Genomic DNA, 25172 nt, shown 5'->3' on the forward strand with positions numbered 1-25172 from the left:
ACGTGCAGTCAATCCAGATATATCGCACTCAGTAAGCCTGTTAGCATGCCTGTCATCAATATGGCTAATCCGATGGCACCTGATTTAGAAAATTTCAGTAGCCTGCTCTTACAGAAATCTTTAGCCTTGCCGCCAGTTTGCTGGAGTCCTTTATGTTATTAACCGTTCTCTACATCATTGGTATTACCGCGGAAGCCATGACCGGTGCACTGGCGGCAGGTCGACGTAAGATGGATCTGTTCGGCGTCATCATTATTGCCTCCGTCACCGCGATTGGCGGCGGCTCGGTGCGCGATATCCTGTTAGGCCACTATCCGCTCGGCTGGGTTAAGCATCCGGAGTACATCATGATCGTCGCGGCTGCGGCAGTCGTGACCACCTTTGTCGCGCCGCTGATGAATCATTTGCGTAAAGTGTTTCTGGTGCTGGATGCGCTTGGCCTGGTGGTGTTCTCGATTATCGGTGCTCAGGTCGCGCTCGACTCCGGCCACGCCGCCATCATCGCGGCGATTGCGGCAGTGATTACCGGCGTATTTGGCGGTGTGCTGCGTGATATGTTCTGCAACCGTATCCCGCTGGTCTTCCAGAAAGAGCTCTACGCCGGCATCGCTTTTGCTTCCGGCTGGATGTATATCCTGCTGTTGAAAACGCCGCTGGCCCATGAAGTGGTGGTGATCATCACCCTGCTGTTCGGCTTCTTCGCCCGCCTTCTGGCGCTGCGCTTCCGGCTCGGCTTGCCCATTTTCAACTATCCCCATCCCGAACACTGACGGATCGGCAGGGATGCCCTGCAGCTGTAAGAAGTGAATCAGCTGCAGCAGCTTTGCATCATGCAGCATCGTCACAATACGTTGCGCCAGCAGTTTGCCGATGCCAGGCAGCTGCTGCCAGCTCTCTGCTGAGCGTGCCAGCAGCTGTGACCACTGCGTGTCCGGTAATGCCTGTAACGCACTGCGCGGCAGCGGCAAACCAATCGCACTGATCCAGCGACGCAACGGCTGCTGCCGCGTCAGAGCAAAACGGTGCCAGATTTGCTGCGCGCGCTGCGGCGAGATGCCGTCAGCAGCGGCGATCTGTTCCGGCGTGAGCGTGAGCCAGGAGAAGAGGTGGCTCAGGGCACCGCTATCCAGCAGGCGCTGCCAGTTGCTGCGTTGCATTCCGACAATATCCAGCACCGCTTTTTCACTTAAGCCGCTCAGCCGCGACAGAAACTGCGCGCGACAGGGTGCACTGGCCTGCAGACAGCTCAGCCCGTGAAACTCTGCACGATCCGGCGCGGTCGGATAGTCGCGCTCGGTAACCCGCCAGATGACCCGCTCCAGCTTTGGAATACCTAAACCGGCCAGCGTCAGCGTAACCTGATCGCCCGCGATGACATCCAGCGCTTTCCAGCGATTGAGCGAGCCGATATTGACCCGCCGCACAGTTTTATCCTCCAGCTGCACCGGCTGCAGATTGAGTACCACCGCAATTTTTCCGGTACGTCCGATGTTGAAATCCACTGAACGCACTTCGCTACTGACTTCAGCCGGCTGATATTTCCAGGCAGCCGACCAGCTGCCCTGCCCGGGCTGCCAGTCCCGTCCATTACGTACCGGTGATTGATGAATTACCACGCCATCAGTGACAAACGGCAGCGGCTCACGGAACCAGCGGTCGCGCCAGATAGCCACCTCCTCTTCATTACTGACCTGGCGACTCCACTGCTGTGCCAGGCCAAAACCCCAGTTCGCCAGCTGCGCCAGCCGCTCGCGCATGGCATCCGGCCCATCCGGCCATGCCCAGATAAAAATACCCAGTTGAGAGAGCGCTGGAGTGCGTTCGCGCCGCATCATCATGCCGGCAACCCGGGCTCGCGCATTTTGCCCGCCATCACGCGCCTGCTGGTGATCGGTCATCGTCAGGAACAGTTCACCCTGTAGCACCACTTCCGCCCGATCGGTGCTGATCTGCAGTGGAATGGCCGGTATTGCCGGGGCTTTTTCCCGCCACTGCTCGCCGCGCAGGCCATCGCCACGGCTGATCAGCGAAACCAGCTGCCCGGCGCGATAGACCAGCGTTACCGCCACGCCGTCCACCTTGGGCTGCACCCATAGCCCCTTTTTATCCTGCATCCAGTACGCCACTGCCAGCTTGTCACGTAGCTTGCGTACGCCGGTGTGCGCCACCGGATGACGCACGTCGCCATCCGTGGTGAGTTGGGCCGCATAGCCGGGCTGTGCCGGGACGAAACAGCGCTGCCACTGCTGCAATCGCTGCTGCAGGCTGTCGTAATCGGCGTCACTCACCAGCGTACTGCCCTGACGATAGTAGGCATCATCCAGTGACGCAGCTGGTTTTGCAGTTGTGCAATCTCATGCTCTGCCCGCACCGGTGACCAGTTCGGGCAGAGCGCCTCCGCCTGGCAACTGACACTCAGCATCCACAACAACACACACGCTAATCCTCTCATCACCGCCCTCCTTTTTGCTGTATTGGAGGGCAAGGGCGCAGGGCGTGCCAGCGGCAAAAAGCCCCTTTTCGTGATGGATGGGTGATTTTTTACGCCTGTTGCACGCCATTACATCCATGCTGGAGCGGCCTCACGGAAAAAGAATTGCCCGGGCCAGGCGGCAAACGCTGCGTGGCGCACCCAAGCCGTGTATACTGTGCAGGAAATCAACTCCGCTCTTTACTCAATTCAAGATAACCATGGCTCAAGGCACGCTTTATATTGTTTCCGCCCCCAGCGGCGCGGGTAAATCCAGTCTGATTCAGGCGCTGTTGAAGACACAACCGCTGTACGATACGCAGGTGTCTGTTTCGCATACCACACGAGGTGTGCGTCCCGGTGAAGCGCATGGTGAGCACTACTTTTTTGTCTCTAAGTCCGAATTCGAGACCATGATTGCCGAAGACGCCTTCCTGGAACATGCGGAAGTGTTTGGCAACTATTACGGTACGTCGCGCGCGGCCATTGAGCAGGTGCTGGCGACCGGCGTTGATGTGTTTCTGGATATCGACTGGCAAGGCGCGCAGCAGATTCGTCAGAGAATGCCCGCCGCGCGCAGCATCTTTGTTCTGCCGCCGTCAACCGAGGAGCTGGATCGTCGCCTGCGTGGCCGCGGTCAGGACAGCGAAGAGGTGATCGCCCGCCGTATGGCGCAGGCCGTGGCTGAAATGAGCCACTATGCCGAATACGACTATCTGATTGTGAATGATGATTTCGACCTGGCACTGTCCGATCTGAAAACCATTATTCGCGCAGAACGTCTGCGTATGGGTCGCCAAAAAGCGCGACATGATGCTTTAATCAGCAAACTATTGGCAGTCTGAATTCACTTTCAGTATTATGCCCAGTCATTTCTTCATCATCTGTGGAGTAGCACACCTATGGCACGCGTAACCGTTCAGGACGCAGTAGAGAAAATTGGTAACCGTTTTGACCTGGTGTTGGTCGCTGCACGTCGTGCACGTCAGATGCAGGTAGGCGGCAAAGACCCGCTGGTTCCGGAAGAGAACGATAAAGCCACCGTTATCGCGCTGCGCGAAATCGAAGAAGGCCTGATCACCAACCAGATTCTGGATGTTCGTGATCGTCAGGAACAGCAAGAGCAGGAAGCCGCTGAGTTACAAGCCGTTACCGCTATCGCTGAAGGTCGTCGTTAACAGCACTTCGCAGGTCAACCTTGTATCTGTTTGAAAGCCTCAATCAACTGATTGAAAAATACTTGCCTGAGGAGCAAATCAAGCGCCTCAAGCAAGCCTATCTTGTCGCGCGTGATGCCCACGAGGGTCAGACACGCTCCAGCGGTGAGCCCTACATCACCCATCCTGTTGCGGTTGCCTGCATTCTGGCCGAGATGAAACTCGACCACGAGACGCTCATGGCGGCCCTGCTGCATGATGTGATTGAAGATACGCCCGCCACCTATCAGGACATGGAACAGCTATTTGGCAAAAGCGTGGCCGAACTGGTGGAGGGTGTCTCCAAGCTTGATAAGCTGAAGTTCCGCGATAAGAAAGAAGCACAGGCTGAAAACTTCCGCAAAATGATCATGGCGATGGTGCAGGACATTCGCGTCATCCTGATCAAACTGGCTGACCGCACGCACAACATGCGTACGCTCGGCGCGCTGCGACCGGATAAAAAACGCCGCATCGCGCTGGAAACGCTGGAGATTTACAGTCCTCTGGCGCACCGCCTCGGTATTCATCACCTGAAAACGGAACTGGAAGAGCTCGGCTTCGAAGCGCTCTACCCGAACCGTTTCCGCGTGATCAAAGAGGTGGTGAAAGCGGCGCGCGGTAACCGTAAAGAGATGATTCAGAAGATACTGGCTGAAATCGACGGTCGCTTACAGGAAGCAGGCATCCCCTGCCGCGTAAGCGGACGCGAAAAACATCTCTATTCGATCTACCGCAAAATGCACCTGAAAGAGCAGCGATTTCACTCGATCATGGATATTTACGCTTTTCGCGTCATCGTGAAAGACCTGGATACCTGTTATCGCGTGCTCGGCCAGATGCACAGCCTGTACAAACCGCGTCCCGGACGCGTGAAAGATTACATCGCTATCCCCAAGGCCAACGGCTATCAGTCACTGCACACCTCCATGATTGGCCCGCACGGCGTGCCGGTCGAGGTGCAGATCCGTACCGAAGATATGGATCAGATGGCGGAGATGGGGGTTGCGGCACACTGGGCTTATAAAGAGGCCGGTGAGAGCGGCACCACGGCACAGATTCGCGCCCAGCGCTGGCTGCAAAGCTTGCTGGAGCTGCAGCAGAGTGCCGGCAGCTCGTTCGAATTTATTGAAAGCGTCAAATCAGATCTGTTCCCGGATGAGATCTACGTGTTCACGCCGGAAGGCCGCATTGTGGAACTGCCTGCGGGCGCAACGCCGGTAGACTTCGCCTATGCGGTACATACTGATATCGGCCACGCCTGCGTCGGTGCACGCGTCGATCGCCAGCCCTATCCGCTGTCACAGGCGCTGACCAGCGGCCAGACTATTGAGATTATTACCGCCCCCGGCGCGCGCCCTAACGCCGCGTGGCTGAACTTTGTCGTCAGTTCGAAAGCGCGTGCCAAAATTCGTCAGCTGCTGAAAAACCTCAAACGTGAGGATTCCGTCAACCTTGGCCGTCGCCTGCTGAGCCATGCGCTCGGCGGCAGCAAGAAGCTGGCCGAAATCCCGGTAGAGAATATTCAGCAAGAGCTGGAGCGCATGAAGCTCACCAGCATTGATGATCTGCTGGCGGAGATCGGCTCGGTAATGCGATGAGCGTGGTCGTGGCGAAGAACCTGCTGCAATCCGGCAGTGAAGGCGGCTCCGGCAGCAGTAAGCGCAGTAAGAAGCTGCCGATTAAGGGCGCTGATGGCGTGCTGATCACCTTTGCGAAGTGCTGTCGCCCCATTCCTGGCGACCCGATTGTGGCGCACGTCAGTCCCGGCAAAGGGTTAGTTGTGCATCACGAATCCTGCCGTAACATTCGCGGTTACCAGAAAGAGCCGGAAAAATTCATGCCGGTTGAATGGGATAAAGTGACCGATCAGGAGTTTGTCGCCGAGATTAAGGTGGATATGTTTAACCACCAGGGCGCGCTGGCAAACCTGACGGCGGCCATTAATACTGCGGGCTCTAACATCCAAAGCCTGAACACTGAAGAGCGTGATGGCCGTGTGTACAGCGCCTTTATCCGCCTCACCGCGAACGATCGCGTCCATCTGGCTAATATCATGCGTAAGATTCGCGTGATGCCGGACGTGATTAAAGTTCACCGTAACCGTAATTAGTGCATGAACGCTCAACGCTTTGCCCGAATCCAGGAGATGCTGGCCATGCGCCAGCACGATCTCACCGTCTGTATGGAACAGGTGCATAAGCCGCACAATGTTTCTGCGGTCATCCGCACCGCCGATGCTGTCGGCATTCATGAAGTGCACGCCGTCTGGCCCAGTGTTCGCATGCGCACCATGGTGTCTGCATCTGCGGGCAGCAACAGCTGGGTGAAGGTGAAAACCCATCGCCATATCGCTGAAGCCGTGCGCCACCTGAAAGATCAGGGTATGCAGGTGCTGGCCACCAATCTGTCGCCTGAAGCCGTGGATTTCCGCGAGATCGATTACACCCTGCCGACCTGCATTTTGATGGGTCAGGAAAAAACCGGCATCACGCCTGAAGCGCTGGCGCTGGCCGATCGCGACATCATCGTTCCAATGGTGGGCATGGTGCAGTCGCTGAACGTCTCCGTGGCTTCAGCGCTGATTCTGTATGAAGCGCAGCGTCAGCGACAAAACGCCGGTATGTATAAACGTCAGCACAGCCTGCTGGATGCAGATGAACAGCAGCGCCTGCTGTTTGAGGGCGGTTATCCGGTGCTGGCGCGCGTCGCGAAGCAGAAAGGTCTGCCTTATCCGCATATCAATGCGCAGGGCGAGGTGGAAGCCGACGCCGAATGGTGGTCCACCATGCAGGCGACAGGTAAAAAATGAAAGGCCGCCTGCTGGATGCCATTCCGCTCAGTACCCTGACCGGCGTCGGTGCCAGCCAGGCGGCCAGGCTGGCAAAACTTAACCTGTTTACCATTCAGGATCTGCTGCTGCATCTGCCGCTGCGCTACGAAGACCGCACGCAGCTCTATCAAATCAATGACCTGCTGCCGGGCATCTGGGCCACGGTAGAGGGCGAAGTCCTGCACAGCGAAATCACCTTTGGTCGCCGCCGCATGCTGGTGTGCCAGATCAGCGATGGCAGCGGCATGCTGACTATGCGCTTCTTCAACTTCAATGCCGGAATGAAAAACAGCCTCGCGCCAGGCCGTCGCGTCACCGCCTATGGTGAGATTAAACGCGGCCAGCGCGGAGCAGAGATTATTCATCCGGAGTACCGCGTACAGGGCGAACTCGGCGGTGTTGAGCTGCAGGAGACGCTGACGCCGGTTTATCCCACCACCGAAGGTATTCGCCAGGCCACGCTGCGTAATCTCACCGACCAGGCGTTGACGCTGCTGGAGAGCTGCCCGATCGCTGAACTGCTGCCGCCCGAGCTGAGCGGCGGCATGATCAGCCTGCCGGAGGCGCTGCGCACGCTGCACCGCCCGCCACCCGATCTGCGCCTGAGCGAGCTGGAGACCGGCCGCCATCCGGCGCAAAAGCGCCTGATTCTGGAAGAGCTGCTGGCGCACAATCTCAGTATGCTGGCGGTCCGTGCCGGCGCGCAGCGTCACCATGCCTTGCCGCTGCCGGCGTGTCATACGCTGGTGGATAAACTGCTGGCCGCGCTGCCCTTCTCACCCACGGGCGCGCAGCAGCGCGTGGTGGCGGAAATTGAGCGCGACCTGGCGAACGATTTCCCGATGATGCGCCTGGTGCAGGGCGATGTGGGTTCCGGTAAAACGCTGGTTGCCGCACTGGCGGCGCTGAATGTGATCGCTCATGGCAAGCAGGTGGCGCTGATGGCGCCGACCGAGCTGCTGGCTGAACAGCACGCCAATAATTTCCGCCAGTGGTTTGCGCCGCTCGGTATTGAGGTGGGCTGGCTGGCAGGTAAGCAAAAGGGTAAAGCGCGTGAAGCACAGCAGGAAGCGATTGCCAGCGGTCAGGTATCCATGGTGGTGGGCACGCATGCGCTGTTCCAGGAGCAGGTTAAGTTTAACGGCATGGCGCTGGTGATCATTGACGAACAGCACCGCTTCGGTGTCCATCAGCGGCTGGCGCTGTGGGAGAAAGGCGAAGAGCAGGGCTTCCACCCGCATCAGCTGATCATGACGGCGACGCCCATTCCGCGTACCCTGGCGATGACCGCCTACGCCGATCTTGATACCTCAACCATTGATGAACTGCCGCCGGGCCGTACGCCGGTGACCACCGTCGCCATTCCCGATAGCCGCCGCAGCGAGATCATTGCACGCGTGCAGAGTGCCTGTCACGAAGGCCGCCAGGCGTATTGGGTCTGTACGCTGATTGATGAATCCGAAGTGCTGGAAGCGCAGGCGGCAGAAGTGACCTGGCAGGAGCTGAAAGAGGCGCTGCCCGACCTGCAGATTGGCCTGGTGCATGGCCGCATGAAGCCGGCAGAGAAGCAGGCGGTGATGGCAGCGTTCAAGGCCAATGAAATCCAGCTGCTGGTTGCGACCACGGTGATCGAAGTCGGCGTGGATGTGCCTAACGCCAGCCTGATGATTATCGAAAATCCGGAGCGTCTCGGGCTGGCACAGCTGCACCAGCTGCGCGGGCGCGTGGGGCGCGGCGCGGTTGCATCCCACTGCGTTCTGCTTTACAAAGCGCCGCTGAGTAAAACTGCGCAGAAGCGTTTACAGGTACTGCGCGACAGCAACGATGGCTTCGTCATTGCCCAGCACGATCTGGAGATCCGCGGACCGGGCGAGATGCTTGGTACCCGCCAGACCGGCAACGCCGAATTCAAAGTGGCTGACCTGCTGCGCGATCAGAGCATGATTCCCGAAGTGCAGCGCGTGGCGCGTCATATCCACGAGCACTATCCTGAGCAGGCACAGGCGCTGATTGAGCGCTGGCTACCGGAAACCGAGCGCTACAGCCACGCTTAATCCGCAGTCGTACCGCGATCAATCGCCGTAAAGTCCCCGACAAACTTCGGCAACAGACGCGCCAGTTCGGCGCGTTCTTCACTCTGCCAGTGCGCAAATACAGTTTGATAGATCTGCGCGCGCGCGGCATCAATTTTATCGGTCATTGCCTTACCTGCTGCGGTAATGACCGCCTCATTTATCCGCTTATCTTTGACATTTTTCTGCCGCTGCGCCAGGGCCAGCTCCTCCAGCTTCGCCACCTGACGACTCACCGTGGTGTAATCACGTCCGACACGCTCCGCCAGCTCCACTACGCCGATAGGACCAAATCGACCAATCTGTATCAGTAGCGGAAACAGGGCACGATCAAGCTGGATGCTGGACGCTTTAATCAACAATTCATCACGTTGTGGTCGGTTAAAGGTGGCGACGATCATCAGCAGCGCATTGTGCAAATCATCGAAGTCAGCATTATTATGTGTATTTTGCACGCTTTTCATTGACGTTATCCCGGGGCAGTCTTAATGTGTGCATATTACACATATTATCCGATCAACTGAAGGTGCAAGCATGAAAGCAGCTATTGTTTCTGCGGCAGGCGAACTGCCCGTTTATGGTGATTTTCCTGAGCCTCAGGCCGGGGAGGAACAGGTTGTGGTATCGGTAAAAGCCGCAGCCATTAGCCAGTTGGCAAAGGCGCGCGCCGCCGGCACGCATTACAGCGCCGGCTCGCGCTATCCGTTTATCGCCGGCATTGATGGAACAGGCACGTTAGAGAACGGCGATCCGGTTTACTTCCTCACGCTCAATGCCCCCTGGGGTAGCATGGCCGAAAGAACCTTAGTGCCTGCTGCCGCGCTGGTGCCGTTGCCCGCCACACTCGATCCGGTGCTCGCGGCGGCGATTGCCAATCCCGGGATGTCCTCCTGGGCAGCGCTGACGCGTCGCGCCCGGTTACAGCAGGGGGAAACCGTGCTGATTAATGGCGCAACGGGGACCTCAGGAGGATTGGCGGTGCGCATTGCCCGGCATCTCGGCGCCGGTAAAATTATCGCCACCGGACGTAACCGCGCAGTGCTGGATCAACTGCGGGCACAAGGTGCGGATATCGCCCTGACGCTGGATGAGCTGCCACGCGCCCTCCCTGCGCTGATGAAAGAGGGCGTTGATGTGGTACTGGATTATCTTTGGGGGCTAAGTGCGCTGGATATTATGCAGGCCGCTGTGGCGGGTGGTGAAAAAGTGGTGCGCTTTGTACAAATCGGTTCCCTCAGCGGACAGGAGATCGCGCTGCACAGCAAGCTGCTACGCTCATCGGGTTTGACACTTATGGGCAGCGGTTTAGGCAGTGTCTCCGATACTGAGCTCATCGCCTGTATCCGTGAAATGCTCACCGCCGCCGCCGAAAGCGATTTTTCTATCGCCTTCCAGATGCGTCCGTTAAGTGAAGTTACGCAAGCCTGGCAGGATGAGGATAGCCGCAGCCGCACCGTGTTTACGCTTTAAATCAAGGCAAGCAAAAAGGGGCATTGCAAACGATTGCTTTCACAACGCAACCGTTTAAAATCGCCCCTTTGCTGTTATTGAGAGCCCACCATGTCCGTCAACACCGCTGAATCCCGCCAGCCTGCCAGCGTTGCAGGCCAGGCAACAAGTGAACTGATTTACCGCCTTGAAGATCGTCCGCCGCTGCCGCAGACGCTGTTTGCCGCCTGCCAGCATCTGCTGGCAATGTTTGTGGCGGTGATTACGCCAGCACTGCTGATCTGTCAGGCGCTTGGCTTACCGGCGCAGGATACGCAGCACATCATCAGCATGTCGCTGTTCGCCTCCGGCGTGGCCTCGATTCTGCAAATCAAAACCTGGGGACCGGTGGGTTCCGGCCTGCTGTCGATTCAGGGCACCAGCTTTAACTTTGTGACGCCGCTGATCATGGGCGGCATGGCGCTGAAAAACGGCGGCGCAGATGTGCCAACCATGATGGCGGCGCTGTTTGGCACGCTGATGGTGGCTTCCTGCACTGAAATGGTCCTGTCGCGCGTGCTGCATCTGGCACGCCGCATTATCACTCCGCTGGTATCCGGCATTGTGGTGATGATTATCGGTCTGTCGCTGATTCAGGTAGGGCTGACGTCAATTGGCGGTGGTTTTGCTGCCATGAGCGATCACACCTTTGGCGCACCCAAAAATCTGCTGCTGGCCGGTGCGGTGCTGCTGGTGATTATCCTGCTGAATCGCCAGCGTAATCCCTATCTGCGTGTGGCTTCACTGGTGATTGCGATGGCCGTGGGTTATGGCCTGGCCTGGGCGCTGGATATGCTGCCGGCGACATCCGCACCCACCAGCCAGCCGCTGGTGGCCGTGCCGTCGCCGCTCTATTACGGTCTGGGCTTTGACTGGAATCTGTTAATTCCGCTAATGCTGGTGTTTATGGTCACTTCACTGGAAACCATAGGCGATATCACTGCAACCTCTGATGTTTCTGAGCAGCCCGTCAGCGGCCCGCTGTATATGAAGCGCCTGAAAGGTGGCGTGCTGGCGAACGGTCTCAACTCCTTTGTGTCGGCCCTGTTCAACACCTTCCCGAACTCCTGCTTTGGTCAGAATAATGGTGTGATTCAGCTAACGGGCGTCGCCAGCCGCTATGTCGGGTTTGTGGTTGCGCTGATGCTGATTGTGCTGGGCCTGTTCCCGGCGGTGAGCGGCTTTGTGCAGCACATTCCGGAGCCGGTGCTGGGCGGTGCGACCATTGTGATGTTCGGTACCATTGCCGCCTCTGGCGTGCGCATCGTTTCACGTGAGCCGCTGAACCGTCGCGCCATCATGATCATTGCGCTGTCTCTGGCCGTTGGCCTGGGCGTGTCGCAGCAGCCGCTGATCCTGCAGTTCGCGCCGGACTGGCTGAAAACACTGCTCTCTTCCGGTATCGCTGCCGGCGGCATTACCGCCATCGTGCTTAACCTTGTGTTCCCGCAGGAGAAGTAATTCCACCGGGCAGGCTCCGGCCTGCCTGCTATTTATCCGCTTTTACATCCAGGCTGTTGAGCTGTAACGGTAATTCAGGCATAACAACCACTCACCGGATCACTATCGGGATGGATGGATGCAATGAAATTTTTAGGCAAGTTTTTCCTTACCTTGTTACTGCTGGTTTTACTGGCGCTGGTGGTTCTCTATGTGTTGCTGCAAACACAGTGGGGCGCAGGCTGGTTTAGCCGTTGGGTAAGCGATAAAACCGCCTGGCATCTCTCGCTCAGTAAGATTGAGCATAACTTCTCCTCCCCCTCGCACATCATTCTTGATGATTTCAGCTTTGGTCACGATGGGCAGCCTGCGGTGCTGGTGGCGAAGCGCGTTGATCTCGGCCTGGCGCTGGTACAGTTCAGCGATCCGCTGCATTTCAGCAGCATTGAAGTGCGTGATGGTGAGATCAACCTCGCGAATCAAACGCCGGATACCACGCTGCCCATGCAGGCGAACCGTCTGCAGCTGAATAACGTGCACATTGAAAGCCCGCACAGCGCGCTGCCGCTCTCCGCGCAGCGCGTAAACGGCGGCATTGTGCCGTGGAAACCCACGCCTGACAATATGCCCGGCAGCGATGCGCAGTTCCAGATGAGTGCGGGTAGCCTGACGCTGAATGGCGTGCCGGCCACCAATGTACTGTTGCAGGGCAGCGTGGTGAAACGCCAGCTGATGCTGAACAATATCGGCGCCGATCTCGCTCGCGGCTCAATGACCGGCAGTGCCGGGCGTGATGCGCAGGGTAACTGGAAGATTAATCAGCTGCGCCTTAATGACATCCGCCTGCAAACCCGGCAAACGCTGAGTGAATTCCTCCGTCCGCTGCGTGAGGTGCCTTCGGTGAGTATTAACCGGCTGGATATGACCGATGCGCGTCTGCAGGGCCCGGATTGGGCAGTGACCGATCTCGATTTAACGCTGAAAAACATCACGCTGCGCGGCGATGACTGGCAGAGCGAGGATGGCTCACTGGCGATGAACGCCGGTAACTTCATTAACGGCAGCTTCGAACTCAACGACCCCATTGTGAACGCCGAATTCTCCGCCCAGGGCGTTCAGCTGACGCAGTTTAGCTCGCGCTGGGTTAACGGTGTGATTCGCGCCAGCGGCAGCTGGACGCGTAGCGATAAGCGTCTGACGCTGGATGATGTGGCGGTTGCCGGCCTGGAGTATACGCTGCCGCAGAATTGGCGCGATCGCTGGCAGGCAGCGTTGCCCGACTGGCTGGATAGCGTGCTGGTAAAACGCGCCACGGCCAACCGCAATCTGATTATCGATATCAATCCTGCTTTCCCGTTCCAGATGACGGCGCTGGATGGCAGTGCAGATAACCTGCTGCTGGCACGTCAGCATCAGTGGGGCATTTGGTCCGGTAAGGCCAGCTTTAACGCGGCGGAAGCCACTTTTAACCGTACCGATTTGCGCCACCCCTCTATTGCGCTGAGTGCCAGCGATCAGCAGATTCAGGTCAGCGAGATGAGCGCCTTTAATGGTAACGGCTTGCTGGAAGGTACGGCTACGGTTGGTCAGGATGCGCAGCGCCCGCTGACACTCAACCTGAAAGGCCAGGCAGTGCCGGCCAACGTTCTGGAAAACTGGGGCTGGCCAGCGCTGCCGCTCAGTGGTAACAGCAATATGCAGTTGCAGCTGAAGGGGTCGCTCAGTGCCGCTGCACCGCTGCGCTCAGGCGCGGAAGGGAGTTTATCAGTGACCACGGATACGCAATCCGTCCAACAGACGATGCGCGGCGGTCAGGTGCAGTAAACGGAGCGCCATCAACGGCGCCACGGCGCAGCATAACGATCAGTTAATGTGTGCGCCTGAACCGCCCTCCTCCAGCGCACCATCCGGATCGGCGGGCAACACGATATAGACCCCTTCAAACACCGCGCCCAGTTCATCATTACCGAATAGCTCTACCTCCAGCTGCACGCGTGCTTTACGGCCGCGCGCCAGGCGATCGAGGTCACCGCTTAGCGAGCCGAGATCGGCGATGGCGCCCGGGCGGCCGGTGATGGGCTTGCTGTAACGGATGTGTGCATCGGCGAGAATAATGGTGCCGCCAAGATGGCGTTCGCGCAGCAGTAACCAGATCAGCCCCCAGCCGGTCAGCGTGGCGAGCGAGAACAGGCTGCCGGCAAACAGCGTGTGGTGCGGATTCTGGTTGCCCGTCTCCGGCATGGTCGTGACAAACTTCTGCCCGGTATATTGCAGAATACGCACGCCCATCTTTTCGCTCAGCGGGATGTGCGCATACCAGGCCTGTTGCAGCTGCCCGCACCAGTCGGCACGATGCAGAATATCGTCGAGCGTCACGACCGGTTTAATCATCAAAAAGTGGCGCACCGGCGTGCTTTGCGGCGCGGTGATCTCGCCCTGGTTAACGAAACCGAGTTTGGCAAAGAACTCGACCGCATCCTCACGGGCGCTACAGGTGACGCGCTTTGCGCCCTCCTGGCGGGCCACGGACTCCAGCGTCATCGCTACCAGCGTGCCCAACCCTTTGCCCTGCACCGAAGGGTGCACCGCGAGGAAACGGATTGCGGCTTCGTTTTCTGCATTGATGTACAGACGGCCCACCGCCACCGCTTTGCCGTGCTCATCCACGACCATCTGATGATGCGCCAGCGCATCCCAGGCATCACGCTCAGAACCCTGCGGCTGACGCAGTGGCTTTCGTAACATTTCCCAGCGGAACTGGTAGTACATATCCAGCTCTTCCGCCGTTTGCGGCACGCGAAGATGATACATAAAGTGATTCTCTCGTTCGGAGCTTGCGTGGCTGATCCCTTGCCGCTCGGCTGAAAATCTCACACCTGCAACCAGAAGGTCACCGGACCATCGTTAACCAGCGAAACCTGCATATTCGCGGCGAAGCGACCATTTGCTGTCGGGATACCCTGCGCGCGGCAGCGCTCGCTAAAGTACGTATAAAGACGTTCGGCTTCTGCCGGCTCTGCACCACCGGAGAAGGAGGGGCGCATCCCTTTTTGCGTATCGGCCGCCAGAGTGAACTGCGACACCACCAGCACACTGCCGCCAGCCTGCTGCACATTAAGGTTCATTTTGTCATTTTCATCAGCGAAGATGCGATAACCCAGCACTTTGTCGCATAACCGCTGGGCTTTCTGCTCGTCATCGCCCTTTTCCACGCCCAGTAACACCAGCAAACCGGCATCAATTTCGCCCACCGTAACGTTATCCACGCTGACGCTGGCGCGACTGACGCGCTGAATCAAAGCAATCATGTTTCCTCTCGTTCTGTTTCGCGTTCCTGCTGTTTTAACTGGCGATAGTCGTTGAGCGTGACGGTGATCTCCGCACCTAACAACACAATACACCAGGTCCAGTAAACCCAGAGGAAGAGAATCGGGATTACCGCCAGTACGCCGTAAATTAACTGATACGAAGGGAACATCGTAACATAGAGCGCAAAGCCTTTTTTACCCAGCTCGAACAGCAACCCGGCGACCACGGCACCCGTCAGCGCATCGCGCCCCGGCACCCGTCGCGTCGGGACAATGCTGTACAGCAGCCAAAAAGCCAGCACAGAGAGGAGCAGCGGGAAGATGCGCAGCAGGTGATCGATCAGGCTGGTGACGCCGGTAACGTTCACCCAGCGCAGCGACAGCATATATGAGCTGATAGCCAGGCTGGCGCCGGCCAGCAGCGGGCCAAGCGTCAGGATCATCCAGTAGACGGCGAAGGAGTAGACCATCGGCCGCGACGTATTGCTACGCCAGATGGTGTTAAGCGCGCTGTCCACCGAGTGCATCAGCAGCAGCGCGGTGACAATCAGGCCAACCGCGCCGACAGCCGTCATTTTATTGACGTTAGCGACGAACTGATCGAGGTAACGCTGAATCACATCACCCGTGGCGGGCATAAAATTGGTAAAGATGAAGTTTTTCAGCTGCACGCTGATGTCGGAAAACACCGGGAATGCCGCGAACAGCGCAAAAACCACCGCCACCAGCGGCACCAGCGCCAGCAATGAGACGTAGGCCAGATTACCGGCCTGCGTCGTCATGTTGTCTTCATCTATGCGGCGCCACAGCAGCTTGATCCACAGGAAAAACGCGTGCGCCGAGTGGCGCAGAGAGTTACGCAGCGCCACTTAGCGACGGCTCGCAAACCAGTCTGGTACGGTTTTGTTATCCACCACCAGCACGCTTTCGATGCCCAGCGCACGCGCGGCATCAACATTGGCCTGATTGTCATCAAAGAACACTGCCTGGTCAGCCGTGAACCCCTCATGCTCCAGCACGTACTGCCAAATGCGTGCTTCCGGCTTGCGCATGCCGATATCCTGCGACATGTAGACGTGATCGGCGGCCTGCTGCACCTCCGGGTACTGGGTTGGCCAGAACTCAAAATGCAGCTGGTTGGTATTGGACAGGATGACCACGCGCTCGCCGCTGGCACGCAGCTGATTCATGATTGCCAGCGTTTCCGGACGCACACCCACGAACACCGCCTGCCAGCCCGCGGTAAACTGCGGGTAACTCAGCGCGATATCCAGCTGGTCACAGATACGCGCGGCAAATTCCGGGTCACTGATTTCGCCCCGCTCGTGCTTTTCAAACGCATCATCCATCTGAAAACGACTTTGCAGCGTCGCCAACGGCACCCGACCCAGATCGCTCCAGACGCCGAGTACCCGATTAAAATCGATATCAACAATCACGTTGCCTAAATCAAAGATGTACAGCATGACACCTCTCCTCTACGTTCCCTGGATCATTCACTCTAGCGGCAAAAGCGAAACCTGAACAGGGAGGGAGCGGGGAAATCAGCATTCCGGAAGCGGCGCCTGATTTCGCTGATGCCGTGTTGCAGCGGCGTGCAGGCAAAAAAAAGCCCCGCGGTGCGGGGCTTCATTATCAGACTGCTTCGCTTACTCTTTGCTGCCGCGAGACGCGCGCTTACGGTCGTTCTCGGTCAGGTGACGTTTACGAATACGTACTGACTGCGGGGTAACTTCTACCAGTTCGTCGTCATCGATGAACTCGATAGCCTGCTCCAGCGTCATCTTCTGTGGTGGAACCAGAGTGGTCGCTTCGTCAGTTCCTGACGCACGCATGTTAGTCAGTTTCTTACCGGTCAGGCAGTTAACGGTCAGGTCGTTAGAGCGGCTGTGAATACCGATGATCTGGCCTCATAGACTTCCGCACCGTGGCCCAGGAACAGCTTGCCGCGATCCTGCAGACCGAACAGGGCAAACGCAACCGCTTTACCCTGGCCGTTAGAGATCAGCACGCCGTTCTGGCGCTGGCCCACTTCGCCCGGACGAACGTCGTCGTAGTGGCTGAAGGTGGAGTACAGCAGACCGGTACCGGAGGTCATGGTCATGAATTCGTTACGGAAGCCAATCAGGCCACGGCTTGGAATCACGTAGTCGAGACGTACGCGGCCTTTGCCATCCGGATCCATGTTTTTCAGGTCGCCTTTACGCTCACCCATCGCCTGCATCACAGAACCCTGGTGGGTCTCTTCGATGTCGAGGGTCACGTTTTCGAATGGCTCTTGTTTACGGCCTTCGAACTCGCGGAAGATTACTTTCGGACGGGATACCGCCAGTTCGAAACCTTCACGACGCATGTTCTCGATCAGAACAGACAAGTGCAGCTCACCACGACCAGACACACGGAATGCATCTGAATCTTCGGTTTCTTCAACGCGCAGTGCCACGTTGTGCACCAGCTCTTTATTCAGACGCTCCAGGATCTGGCGCGACGTCACGAACTTACCTTCTTTACCGCAGAAAGGTGAGGTGTTGACGTTGAAGAACATGGTGACGGTTGGTTCATCGACGCTCAGGGCTGGCAGAGCTTCAACCTTCTGCGTGTCGCAGATGGTGTCAGAGATGTTCAGCTCGCCCAGGCCAGTGACTGCGATGATATCGCCAGCTTCTGCCAGGTCGCTGTCGATACGCTCCAGCCCCAGGTGAGTCAGCACTTTACCGACTTTAGCGTTGCGGGTTTTACCTTCGCTATCAATGATAGTGACCTGCTGGTTCGGCTTGATTTTACCGCGCTTGATGCGGCCAATGCCGATAACGCCCAGATAGTTGTTGTAGTCCAGCTGCGAGATCTGCATCTGCAGTGGCGCTTCAACTTCTACCTGTGGTGGGGAAACGTGGTCAACAATCGCCTGATACAGCGGGGTCATGTCGTCTGCCATGTCAGCGTGATCCAGGCCAGCAATACCATTCAGCGCTGACGCATAAATGATAGGGAAGTCCAGCTGCTCGTCGGTGGCGTCGAGGTTAACGAACAGGTCAAAGACCTGATCCACAACCCAGTCAGGACGCGCGCCCGGGCGGTCAATTTTATTGATAACTACAATCGGCTTCAAACCATGAGCAAAGGCTTTCTTGGTTACGAAGCGGGTTTGCGGCATAGGGCCATCCATCGCGTCTACAACCAGCAGCACCGAATCCACCATGGACATGACGCGCTCAACTTCACCACCGAAGTCGGCGTGTCCTGGGGTATCAACGATGTTGATACGGTAGTCATTCCATTTGATGGCGGTGTTTTTCGCGAGGATGGTAATCCCACGCTCTTTCTCCAAATCGTTGGAGTCCATCACGCGCTCAGTCGCTTCGGTACGGGCATCAAAAGTACCGGACTGTTGCAGCAGTTTATCAACCAGGGTGGTTTTTCCATGGTCAACGTGCGCGATGATGGCGATGTTACGCAAATTTTCGATCACAGCTTTGCCTCAGGCATTATAGAAATAACGCGGTATTGTACACGGATTAAGCGAAAGACTGAACATGATCACAGTTTTCGCTGCAAGATTCTCGTGGTGCTTATTTTTAGCACCACTAACGGTGCATTTACCTGCACAGTGATGAGGTTTTGCACCATTTCAGTGCCAGAGCGAAGCCATAAAGCACTATTTTGGTGCAGTGCATCTATCCTGGTGCAGTCACCGTCTCACGAAAGGGCGCATCACAGCGCCATTTTCACCATTGTAATAAAGTTGGCACAGAATTCGCTTTATATCTTTCAAGCGAAAACGACAGTTGCACAACGGTTGAAGAGCTTGCCGGGATCTCGCACCGAAGTGGAATAACACTTCAGGCAACGAAGTTCTCTCACCACGACGACAATGACCATTTCCAGGAGAGTTGAGTATGTCCGCTGAACACGTTCTCTCGATGATGAACGAGCATGAAGTTAAGTTTGTTGACCTGCGTTTTACCGATACCAAAGGTAAAGAACAGCACGTTACTATCCCTGCTCACCAGGTTAACGCTGACTTCTTCGAAGAAGGCAAAATGTTCGATGGCTCCTCCATCGGTGGCTGGAAAGGCATTAACGAATCAGACATGGTGCTGATGCCAGACGCGACCACTGCGGTTATGGATCCGTTCTTCGAAGATCCTACGCTGATCATCCGTTGTGACATCCTGGAGCCAGGCACACTGCAGGGCTACGACCGCGACCCGCGCTCTATTGCTAAGCGTGCAGAAGAGTTCCTGCGCTCTTCCGGCATCGCGGATACCGTGCTGTTCGGACCTGAGCCAGAGTTCTTCCTGTTCGACGACATCCGTTTCGGCTCTTCTACTTCCGGCTCACACGTGGCTATCGACGATATCGAAGCGTGCTGGAACACCGGTAAAGAGTACGAAGGCGGCAACAAAGGTCACCGTCCTGGCCTGAAAGGCGGCTACTTCCCGGTTCCACCGGTCGATTCCGCTCAGGATATCCGTTCTGCCATGTGTCTGACCATGGAGCAGATGGGCCTGGTGGTTGAAGCGCATCACCACGAAGTGGCAACAGCGGGTCAGAACGAAGTGGCAACCCGCTTCAACACCATGACCAAAAAAGCGGACGAAATTCAGATCTACAAATATGTGGTGCACAACGTTGCGCACGCATATGGCAAAACCGCAACCTTCATGCCTAAGCCAATGTTTGGCGATAACGGCTCTGGTATGCACTGCCACATGTCTCTGTCAAAAGGCGGCGTGAACCTGTTCTCTGGCGATAAGTACGGCGGCCTGTCTGAAACAGCCCTGTTCTACATTGGCGGTGTGATCAAACACGCTAAAGCCATCAACGCCCTGGCGAACCCAACCACCAACTCTTACAAGCGTCTGGTCCCTGGCTACGAAGCGCCGGTTATGCTGGCTTACTCTGCGCGTAACCGCTCTGCATCAATCCGTATCCCGGTTGTTGCCAGCCCGAAAGCACGTCGTATCGAAGCGCGCTTCCCGGACCCGGCTGCGAACCCATACCTGGCGTTCACCGCGCTGCTGATGGCAGGTCTTGATGGCATCATCAACAAGATCCACCCTGGCGATGCGATGGACAAAAACCTGTATGACCTGCCGCCGGAAGAAGAGGCAGAGATTCCAAAAGTTGCAGGCTCTCTGGAAGAAGCACTGAACGCGCTGAACGAAGACCGCGAGTTCCTGACCCGTGGTGGCGTATTCACTGACGACGCGATCGATGCTTATATCGAACTGCGTAAACCAGACGTTGACCGCGTACGCATGACGCCGCACCCGGTTGAGTTTGAGCTGTACTACAGCGTTTAAGATTTAATCTGGCGCCTGGCGGCCGCATATTGCTGGCTTTCAGGACGCCAAAGATTTTTTGTTGCCGTGGAAACTTTAGCCCATCTCCGGATGGGCTTTTTTCACCGCGAAATCATCGTTCGACGCATAGTTTTCCGTCCCAAAAAGCTATAATGCACTGATTTGGTGCAGAGGAACGCTGTATGGCAACTGGCACGCTGCCCGACGCGGGGCAGATACTCAACTCCCTGATCAACAGTATTTTGCTGGTCGATAACGATCTGGTTATCCATTACGCCAACCCGGCGGCTCAGCAACTGCTGGCGCAGAGCTCACGTAAATTATTTGGCACGCCATTACCGGAGCTGACCGGATACTTTTCGCTGAATATTGAAGTGATGAGCGAGAATCTTGAAGCTGGCCAGGGCTTTACCGATAGCGAAGTGACATTAGTGGTGGATGGCCGTGCGCACATCATGGCGCTGACCGCTCAGCGTTTACCCGATGGTTTTATTCTGCTGGAAATGGCGCCGATGGATAATCAGCGTCGCCTGAGCCAGGAGCAGATTCAGCACGCTCAGCAGGTCGCCGCACGCGATTTAGTACGCGGTCTGGCTCACGAGATTAAAAATCCATTGGGTGGATTACGCGGTGCGGCGCAGCTGTTATCGCGCGCCCTGCCCGATCCCTCGCTGAACGAATACACCAAAGTGATTATCGAGCAGGCGGACCGGCTGCGTAATCTGGTGGATCGCCTGCTTGGCCCGCAACAGCCCGGCTTACACGTTACGCAAAGTATTCACCAGGTAGCAGAGCGCGTAGTGAATCTGGTCTCAATGGAGCTGCCGGACAATGTTTCGCTGGTGCGTGATTACGACCCAAGCCTGCCGGAGCTGCCGCACGACCCTGACCAGATTGAGCAGGTGCTGCTCAACGTCGTGCGCAACGCGCTGCAGGCGCTGGGTGACGAAGGCGGCACGATTGTGATTCGTACCCGTACGGCGTTTCAGCTCACGCTGCACGGTACGCGTTATCGCTTAGTGGCGCGTATTGATATTGAAGATGACGGCCCCGGTATTCCGGCACAGCTGCAGGACACGCTGTTCTATCCGATGGTGAGCGGACGCGAAGGCGGTACCGGTTTAGGTCTCTCCATCGCCCGCAGCCTGATCGATCAGCATTCAGGAAAAATTGAATTTAACAGTTGGCCAGGCCACACCGAATTTTCGGTTTACCTGCCTATTCGCCAGTGAGGTTTCTATGCAACGAGGGATAGTCTGGATCGTCGATGACGATAGCTCAATCCGCTGGGTGCTTGAACGCGCGCTCACTGGAGCCGGTTTGAGCTGCGCCACCTTTGACAGCGGCAACGAGGTGCTGGATGCCCTCGCGACCAAGACGCCAGACGTACTATTGTCCGATATCCGCATGCCGGGTATGGATGGGCTGGCGCTACTGAAACAGATTAAACAGCGCCATCCTATGTTGCCGGTGATCATCATGACCGCGCACTCGGATCTGGATGCCGCCGTCAGCGCTTATCAACAGGGTGCTTTTGATTACCTGCCAAAGCCGTTTGATATTGATGAAGCGGTGGCGCTGGTAGAGCGTGCGATCAGCCACTATCAGGAGCAGCAGCAGCCGCGCAATCAGCCGGTAAGCGGCCCGACCACTGACATTATCGGCGAAGCGCCGGCGATGCAGGATGTGTTTCGCATCATCGGCCGTCTCTCGCGTTCATCCATTAGCGTATTGATTAACGGCGAATCCGGCACCGGTAAAGAGCTGGTGGCGCATGCGCTGCATCGGCATAGTCCGCGTGCCAAATCGCCGTTTATTGCGCTGAATATGGCGGCCATCCCGAAGGATTTAATCGAGTCCGAGCTGTTTGGCCACGAAAAGGGCGCGTTTACCGGCGCCAATCAGATTCGTCAGGGGCGTTTTGAGCAGGCCGATGGTGGCACGCTGTTCCTGGATGAGATTGGTGATATGCCGCTGGATGTGCAAACGCGCCTGCTGCGTGTACTGGCCGATGGGCAATTTTATCGCGTTGGCGGCTATGCGCCGGTGAAGGTGGACGTGCGTATCATTGCCGCCACGCACCAGAACCTTGAACTGCGCGTGCAGGAGGGCAAGTTCCGCGAGGATCTGTTCCATCGCCTGAACGTGATTCGTGTGCACTTGCCGCCGCTGCGCGAACGCCGTGAAGATATCCCGCGCCTGGCGCGCTATTTTCTGCAGGTTGCCGCACGCGAACTGGGTGTTGAAGCCAAGATTCTGCATCCGGAGACCGAAACAGCACTGACGCGCCTGCACTGGTCCGGTAACGTGCGCCAGCTGGAGAACACCTGCCGCTGGCTGACGGTAATGGCCGCTGGTCAGGAGGTGCTGATTCAGGATCTGCCGCCCGAGCTGTTTGAATCCAGCACGCCGGATAGTCCGGTGCAATCGCTGCCGGATAGCTGGGCTACGCTGCTGGCACAGTGGGCGGACCGCGCGCTGCGTTCCGGTCATCAAAACCTGCTCTCTGAAGCACAGCCGGAGATGGAGCGCACCTTACTCACCACCGCGCTGCGTCACACTCAGGGCCACAAACAGGAAGCCGCACGCTTGCTGGGATGGGGACGCAATACGTTAACGCGTAAGCTGAAAGAGCTGGGAATGGAGTAGCGTGACGTACGCTAACCGGAAAGGGAGCCTCGGCTCCCTTTTTTATCAGATAACGCGGGAAAACTGCTGCATGCGCGCTTTCTGGCGCAGATAGCGATCGAAGCACATGCAGATATTGCGAATCAGCAGGCGGCCAATGCCGGTAACGTGCAGGCTGCGTCCGCGCTGTTCCAGCAATCCATCGGCGATCAGAGGTGCGAGCAGCGCCAGATCTTCCGCAAAATAGCGTTCAAAGGTTACCGGCCACTGCGCTTCAATGGCAGCAAAATCCAGCGTGAAGTTGCAGATCAGCGCCTTAATCACATCACGGCGCAGGCAATCATCCTCACTTAAGGTTAAGCCGCGCCACAGCGCGTTGCCCTGCTGTTCCACGCTGGCGTAATAATCGTTTAACACTTTCTGATTCTGCGCACAGCTGTCGCCCAGCATGCTGATGGCAGAGACGCCAAGCCCAAGCAGTTCGGTATCGCCCTGCGTGGTGTAGCCCTGGAAATTACGGTGCAGTTTGCCTGCGCGCTGCGCCACGGCCAGCTCATCGTCCGGCTTGGCGAAGTGGTCCATACCAATAAACTGATAGCCCGCGCCGGTTAGCGTGGCGATGGTTTGCTGCAGGATCTCCAGCTTCTGTGCGGCACCAGGCAACTCATCGTCTTTGATTTTGCGCTGCGCTGCGAACAGCGTCGGCATGTGGGCATAGTTGAAGACGCTGAGACGATCGGGATTGAGAGCAATCACACGCTGGAGAGTGAAAGCGAAGCTTTCCGGCGTCTGCAGCGGCAGGCCGTAAATCAGGTCCAGACTCACCGAGCCGAAGCCCTGAGCCCGTGCCCGCTCCACCAGCGCAAAGATGGTCGCTTCATCCTGTACGCGATTGACGCGAGCCTGCACCGCTTTGTTGAAGTCCTGCACGCCCATACTCAGACGGTTAAACCCTTCAGCACGCAGATGATCGATCATCTCCAGCGCAATTTCACGCGGATCGACTTCGATCGACATCTCCACATCGGCAGCAAGATCAAAATGCTGGCGCAGCAGGGCCACCAGTCGGCTGACCTGCTGCGGGTTCAGGAATGTGGGCGTGCCGCCGCCCCAGTGCAGCTGCGTTACCCGGCGGCCAGCGAACTGCGGCGCACGCTGGCAAATCTCCTGCTCAAGCACATCCAGGTAGCGATCGGCCTTATGCAGCTGGCGGGTAACAATTTTATTGCAGCCGCAGAAATAGCAGAGACGATGGCAGAACGGAATGTGCACATACAGCGAAAGCGGACGTTCGGGGTAGCGTTCAGCGGCACGCCGGAAATCATCGGTGCCGAAACTTTCACTGAACTCCAGCGCGGTAGGATAAGAGGTGTAGCGCGGACCGGCGTAGTTATACTTTTCGATGATCCGCTGGTCCCACTCAATCTGCTGCGATGACATGCTCACTCCTTACGGTGACGTCTGAGGACGGGTCGCGCGGTAGAAGAGTGGACGAAGCGCAGGGCAGAGCGCCGACGTAAACGCGACTTCAGACGCGACAGGCGGCGTAGTTTAAACAATAACCAGAGGAGATAACATGTCAGTAGCAGCGCTAAAATTGATCCAGGCCAAAGCATAGGTGAATACCTGTTTAGCGCGGCATGCGTTAACCCGCATGCCGATCAAAATGTGCCTCAGTTGCCCTTCAGCAGGCGCATCATATCTTCTTCAGCCTGCTCATCGTCTGCGTCGTCATCCAGCGCGATGCCCAGGGTTTCCATCAGTTCGTCGATACGATCTAATGTCTCATCCAGCCAGGCCTGCTCTTCCCCACTCAGGGTTTCACCGCTCTCCAGACGATCCAGCAGTTTATCGAGGCGCTCGTCATTTTCCAGCTTCGCCAGCTCTTCCTCTGGCGTCAGACGCACTTTTTCCGCTTTAGGCTTAGGCTGTGCGGCCGGTTTTTTAGCCGGCAGGGTTTTCCCTTCGGCCACCAGCGCAACAGGTTTTTTGCTGCCCGTGCGTGGGTCAGCGCTCTGTTTACCCTGTCCTTTGCTGGCATTTTGCGTTTCCGGATTAGCGCGGCTGCCCGATTTAAGGCCGCTGTGCTTTTTATCGCGTTTGCGATCGCGCGCTTCCTGATTCAGTTCTTCACGCGATTTACGTTTGTTTTTAGCAGCAGGTTTGCCGCGCTGGGCTGGTGCAGGTTGCTTCATGGTGTCCGGTCTCGGCGGTTTTTCTTCAGTATAGAATTGCGGCGAAATCTAGCAGAAAGATGACAAAGAAAAAAGGCGATAGCCTATGCTATCGCCTTATTTCGCACCTTCGCACGAAGGAAACTTGCGTCAAATCCATTACGGCTCACAACGTCCCGGTTGCTCCCTCGCCACATCGCTCCTGCGAGTAATCCTTATCCCTGTTCGATTCCTGCCTGAATCGCTCTCCTGCCATG

At 57.1% G+C, this 25172-nt stretch carries 18 protein-coding genes and 3 pseudogenes; 12 read left to right on the top strand and 9 right to left on the bottom strand.

The genetic code is table 11. The features are described from left to right. The first annotated feature begins 152 nt into the window (after nucleotides 1-152). Complete coding sequence (locus HA48_RS22380) at nucleotides 153-770, top strand: trimeric intracellular cation channel family protein (RefSeq protein WP_031279636.1); 618 nt, start codon at nucleotides 153-155, stop codon at nucleotides 768-770. On the opposite strand, the pseudogene ligB reads toward HA48_RS22380, so the two are convergent. Beyond that, nucleotides 711-2452, bottom strand: a pseudogene (gene ligB, locus HA48_RS22025) (NAD-dependent DNA ligase LigB); the annotation flags it as partial. The gene HA48_RS22380 and the pseudogene ligB sit on opposite strands and share 60 nt — an antisense overlap. Before the next feature lie 239 nt (nucleotides 2453-2691). Between ligB and gmk the strand changes: the two are divergent. The 5 genes and pseudogenes from gmk (at nucleotide 2692) to recG (ending at nucleotide 8553) form a co-directional block, all read left to right on the top strand. Then, a complete protein-coding gene (gene gmk / locus HA48_RS03770) occupies nucleotides 2692-3315 on the top strand; it encodes a guanylate kinase (RefSeq protein ID WP_128599848.1) in 624 nt (207 codons plus the stop codon). 57 nt (nucleotides 3316-3372) lie between these two features. Next, the gene (gene rpoZ / locus HA48_RS03775; RefSeq protein WP_013511051.1) at nucleotides 3373-3648 is read left to right on the top strand and encodes a DNA-directed RNA polymerase subunit omega; all 276 of its coding nucleotides are present in this window, start codon (nucleotides 3373-3375) and stop codon (nucleotides 3646-3648) included. 20 nt (nucleotides 3649-3668) lie between these two features. After that, nucleotides 3669-5779, top strand: a pseudogene (gene spoT, locus HA48_RS03780) (bifunctional GTP diphosphokinase/guanosine-3',5'-bis pyrophosphate 3'-pyrophosphohydrolase). A 3-nt stretch (nucleotides 5780-5782) separates the two neighbouring features. Then, a complete protein-coding gene (gene trmH, locus HA48_RS03785; protein WP_128599849.1) occupies nucleotides 5783-6478 on the top strand; it encodes a tRNA (guanosine(18)-2'-O)-methyltransferase TrmH in 696 nt (231 codons plus the stop codon). After that, nucleotides 6475-8553 carry an ATP-dependent DNA helicase RecG gene (recG, locus tag HA48_RS03790; RefSeq protein WP_128599850.1) on the top strand — a complete coding sequence of 693 codons (2079 nt, stop codon included), beginning with the start codon at nucleotides 6475-6477 and terminating at the stop codon, nucleotides 8551-8553. Before trmH ends, recG begins: the two co-directional genes overlap by 4 nt. Here the strand turns inward: recG and HA48_RS03795 are convergent. Continuing rightward, on the bottom strand, nucleotides 8550-9035 hold the full coding sequence (locus HA48_RS03795) for a MarR family winged helix-turn-helix transcriptional regulator (protein ID WP_128599851.1): 486 nt from the start codon (nucleotides 9033-9035) through the stop codon (nucleotides 8550-8552). The genes recG and HA48_RS03795 overlap by 4 nt on opposite strands. 70 nt (nucleotides 9036-9105) lie before the next feature. Here HA48_RS03795 and HA48_RS03800 point away from each other — a divergent pair, with 70 nt between their 5' ends. The 3 genes from HA48_RS03800 to HA48_RS03810 all read left to right on the top strand — a co-directional run bounded on the left by HA48_RS03800 (nucleotide 9106) and on the right by HA48_RS03810 (nucleotide 13323). Then, nucleotides 9106-10041, top strand: a complete 936-nt coding sequence (locus tag HA48_RS03800; protein WP_128599852.1) for a quinone oxidoreductase family protein — start codon at nucleotides 9106-9108, stop codon at nucleotides 10039-10041. Nucleotides 10042-10131: 90 nt separating this feature from the next. After that, nucleotides 10132-11520, top strand: a complete 1389-nt coding sequence (locus HA48_RS03805; RefSeq protein ID WP_128599853.1) for a nucleobase:cation symporter-2 family protein — start codon at nucleotides 10132-10134, stop codon at nucleotides 11518-11520. Between the two features lie 123 nt (nucleotides 11521-11643). After that, nucleotides 11644-13323, top strand: coding sequence for an AsmA family protein (locus HA48_RS03810; protein ID WP_128599854.1), 1680 nt, complete (start codon nucleotides 11644-11646; stop codon nucleotides 13321-13323). Between the two features lie 39 nt (nucleotides 13324-13362). On the opposite strand, the gene fabY is transcribed toward HA48_RS03810, so the two are convergent. The 5 genes and pseudogenes from fabY to typA form a co-directional block, all read right to left on the bottom strand. Continuing rightward, the gene (fabY, locus tag HA48_RS03815; protein WP_128599855.1) at nucleotides 13363-14310 is read right to left on the bottom strand and encodes a fatty acid biosynthesis protein FabY; all 948 of its coding nucleotides are present in this window, start codon (nucleotides 14308-14310) and stop codon (nucleotides 13363-13365) included. Between the two features lie 59 nt (nucleotides 14311-14369). Further along, on the bottom strand, nucleotides 14370-14807 hold the full coding sequence (gene dtd / locus HA48_RS03820) for a D-aminoacyl-tRNA deacylase (protein WP_128599856.1): 438 nt from the start codon (nucleotides 14805-14807) through the stop codon (nucleotides 14370-14372). Continuing rightward, nucleotides 14804-15670, bottom strand: coding sequence for a virulence factor BrkB family protein (locus HA48_RS03825; RefSeq protein WP_425270655.1), 867 nt, complete (start codon nucleotides 15668-15670; stop codon nucleotides 14804-14806). The genes dtd and HA48_RS03825 overlap by 4 nt, the downstream gene beginning before the upstream one ends. 6 nt (nucleotides 15671-15676) lie before the next feature. Further along, nucleotides 15677-16273: a glucose-1-phosphatase gene (gene yihX, locus HA48_RS03830; RefSeq protein ID WP_128599858.1), complete on the bottom strand. Its 597-nt coding sequence runs from the start codon at nucleotides 16271-16273 to the stop codon at nucleotides 15677-15679. 183 nt (nucleotides 16274-16456) lie between these two features. Continuing rightward, nucleotides 16457-18276 (bottom strand): annotated as a pseudogene (gene typA / locus HA48_RS03835) (ribosome-dependent GTPase TypA). A gap of 427 nt (nucleotides 18277-18703) precedes the next feature. On the opposite strand from typA, the gene glnA reads away from it, so the two are divergent. The 3 genes from glnA (at nucleotide 18704) to glnG (ending at nucleotide 22762) form a co-directional block, all read left to right on the top strand. After that, nucleotides 18704-20113, top strand: a complete 1410-nt coding sequence (gene glnA / locus HA48_RS03840; protein WP_128599859.1) for a glutamate--ammonia ligase — start codon at nucleotides 18704-18706, stop codon at nucleotides 20111-20113. A 182-nt stretch (nucleotides 20114-20295) separates the two neighbouring features. Next, a complete protein-coding gene (glnL, locus tag HA48_RS03845) occupies nucleotides 20296-21345 on the top strand; it encodes a nitrogen regulation protein NR(II) (protein WP_128599860.1) in 1050 nt (349 codons plus the stop codon). 7 nt (nucleotides 21346-21352) lie between these two features. Further along, a complete protein-coding gene (glnG, locus tag HA48_RS03850; protein ID WP_128599861.1) occupies nucleotides 21353-22762 on the top strand; it encodes a nitrogen regulation protein NR(I) in 1410 nt (469 codons plus the stop codon). Between the two features lie 45 nt (nucleotides 22763-22807). On the opposite strand, the gene hemN is transcribed toward glnG, so the two are convergent. Further along, the gene (gene hemN, locus HA48_RS03855) at nucleotides 22808-24181 is read right to left on the bottom strand and encodes an oxygen-independent coproporphyrinogen III oxidase (RefSeq protein WP_128599862.1); all 1374 of its coding nucleotides are present in this window, start codon (nucleotides 24179-24181) and stop codon (nucleotides 22808-22810) included. Between the two features lie 233 nt (nucleotides 24182-24414). Next, a complete protein-coding gene (yihI, locus tag HA48_RS03865) occupies nucleotides 24415-24936 on the bottom strand; it encodes a Der GTPase-activating protein YihI (protein WP_128599864.1) in 522 nt (173 codons plus the stop codon). Between the last annotated feature and the right edge of the window lie 236 nt (nucleotides 24937-25172).

The sequence above is a fragment of the Pantoea wallisii genome (assembly GCF_002095485.1).
Classification (GTDB): domain Bacteria; phylum Pseudomonadota; class Gammaproteobacteria; order Enterobacterales; family Enterobacteriaceae; genus Pantoea; species Pantoea wallisii.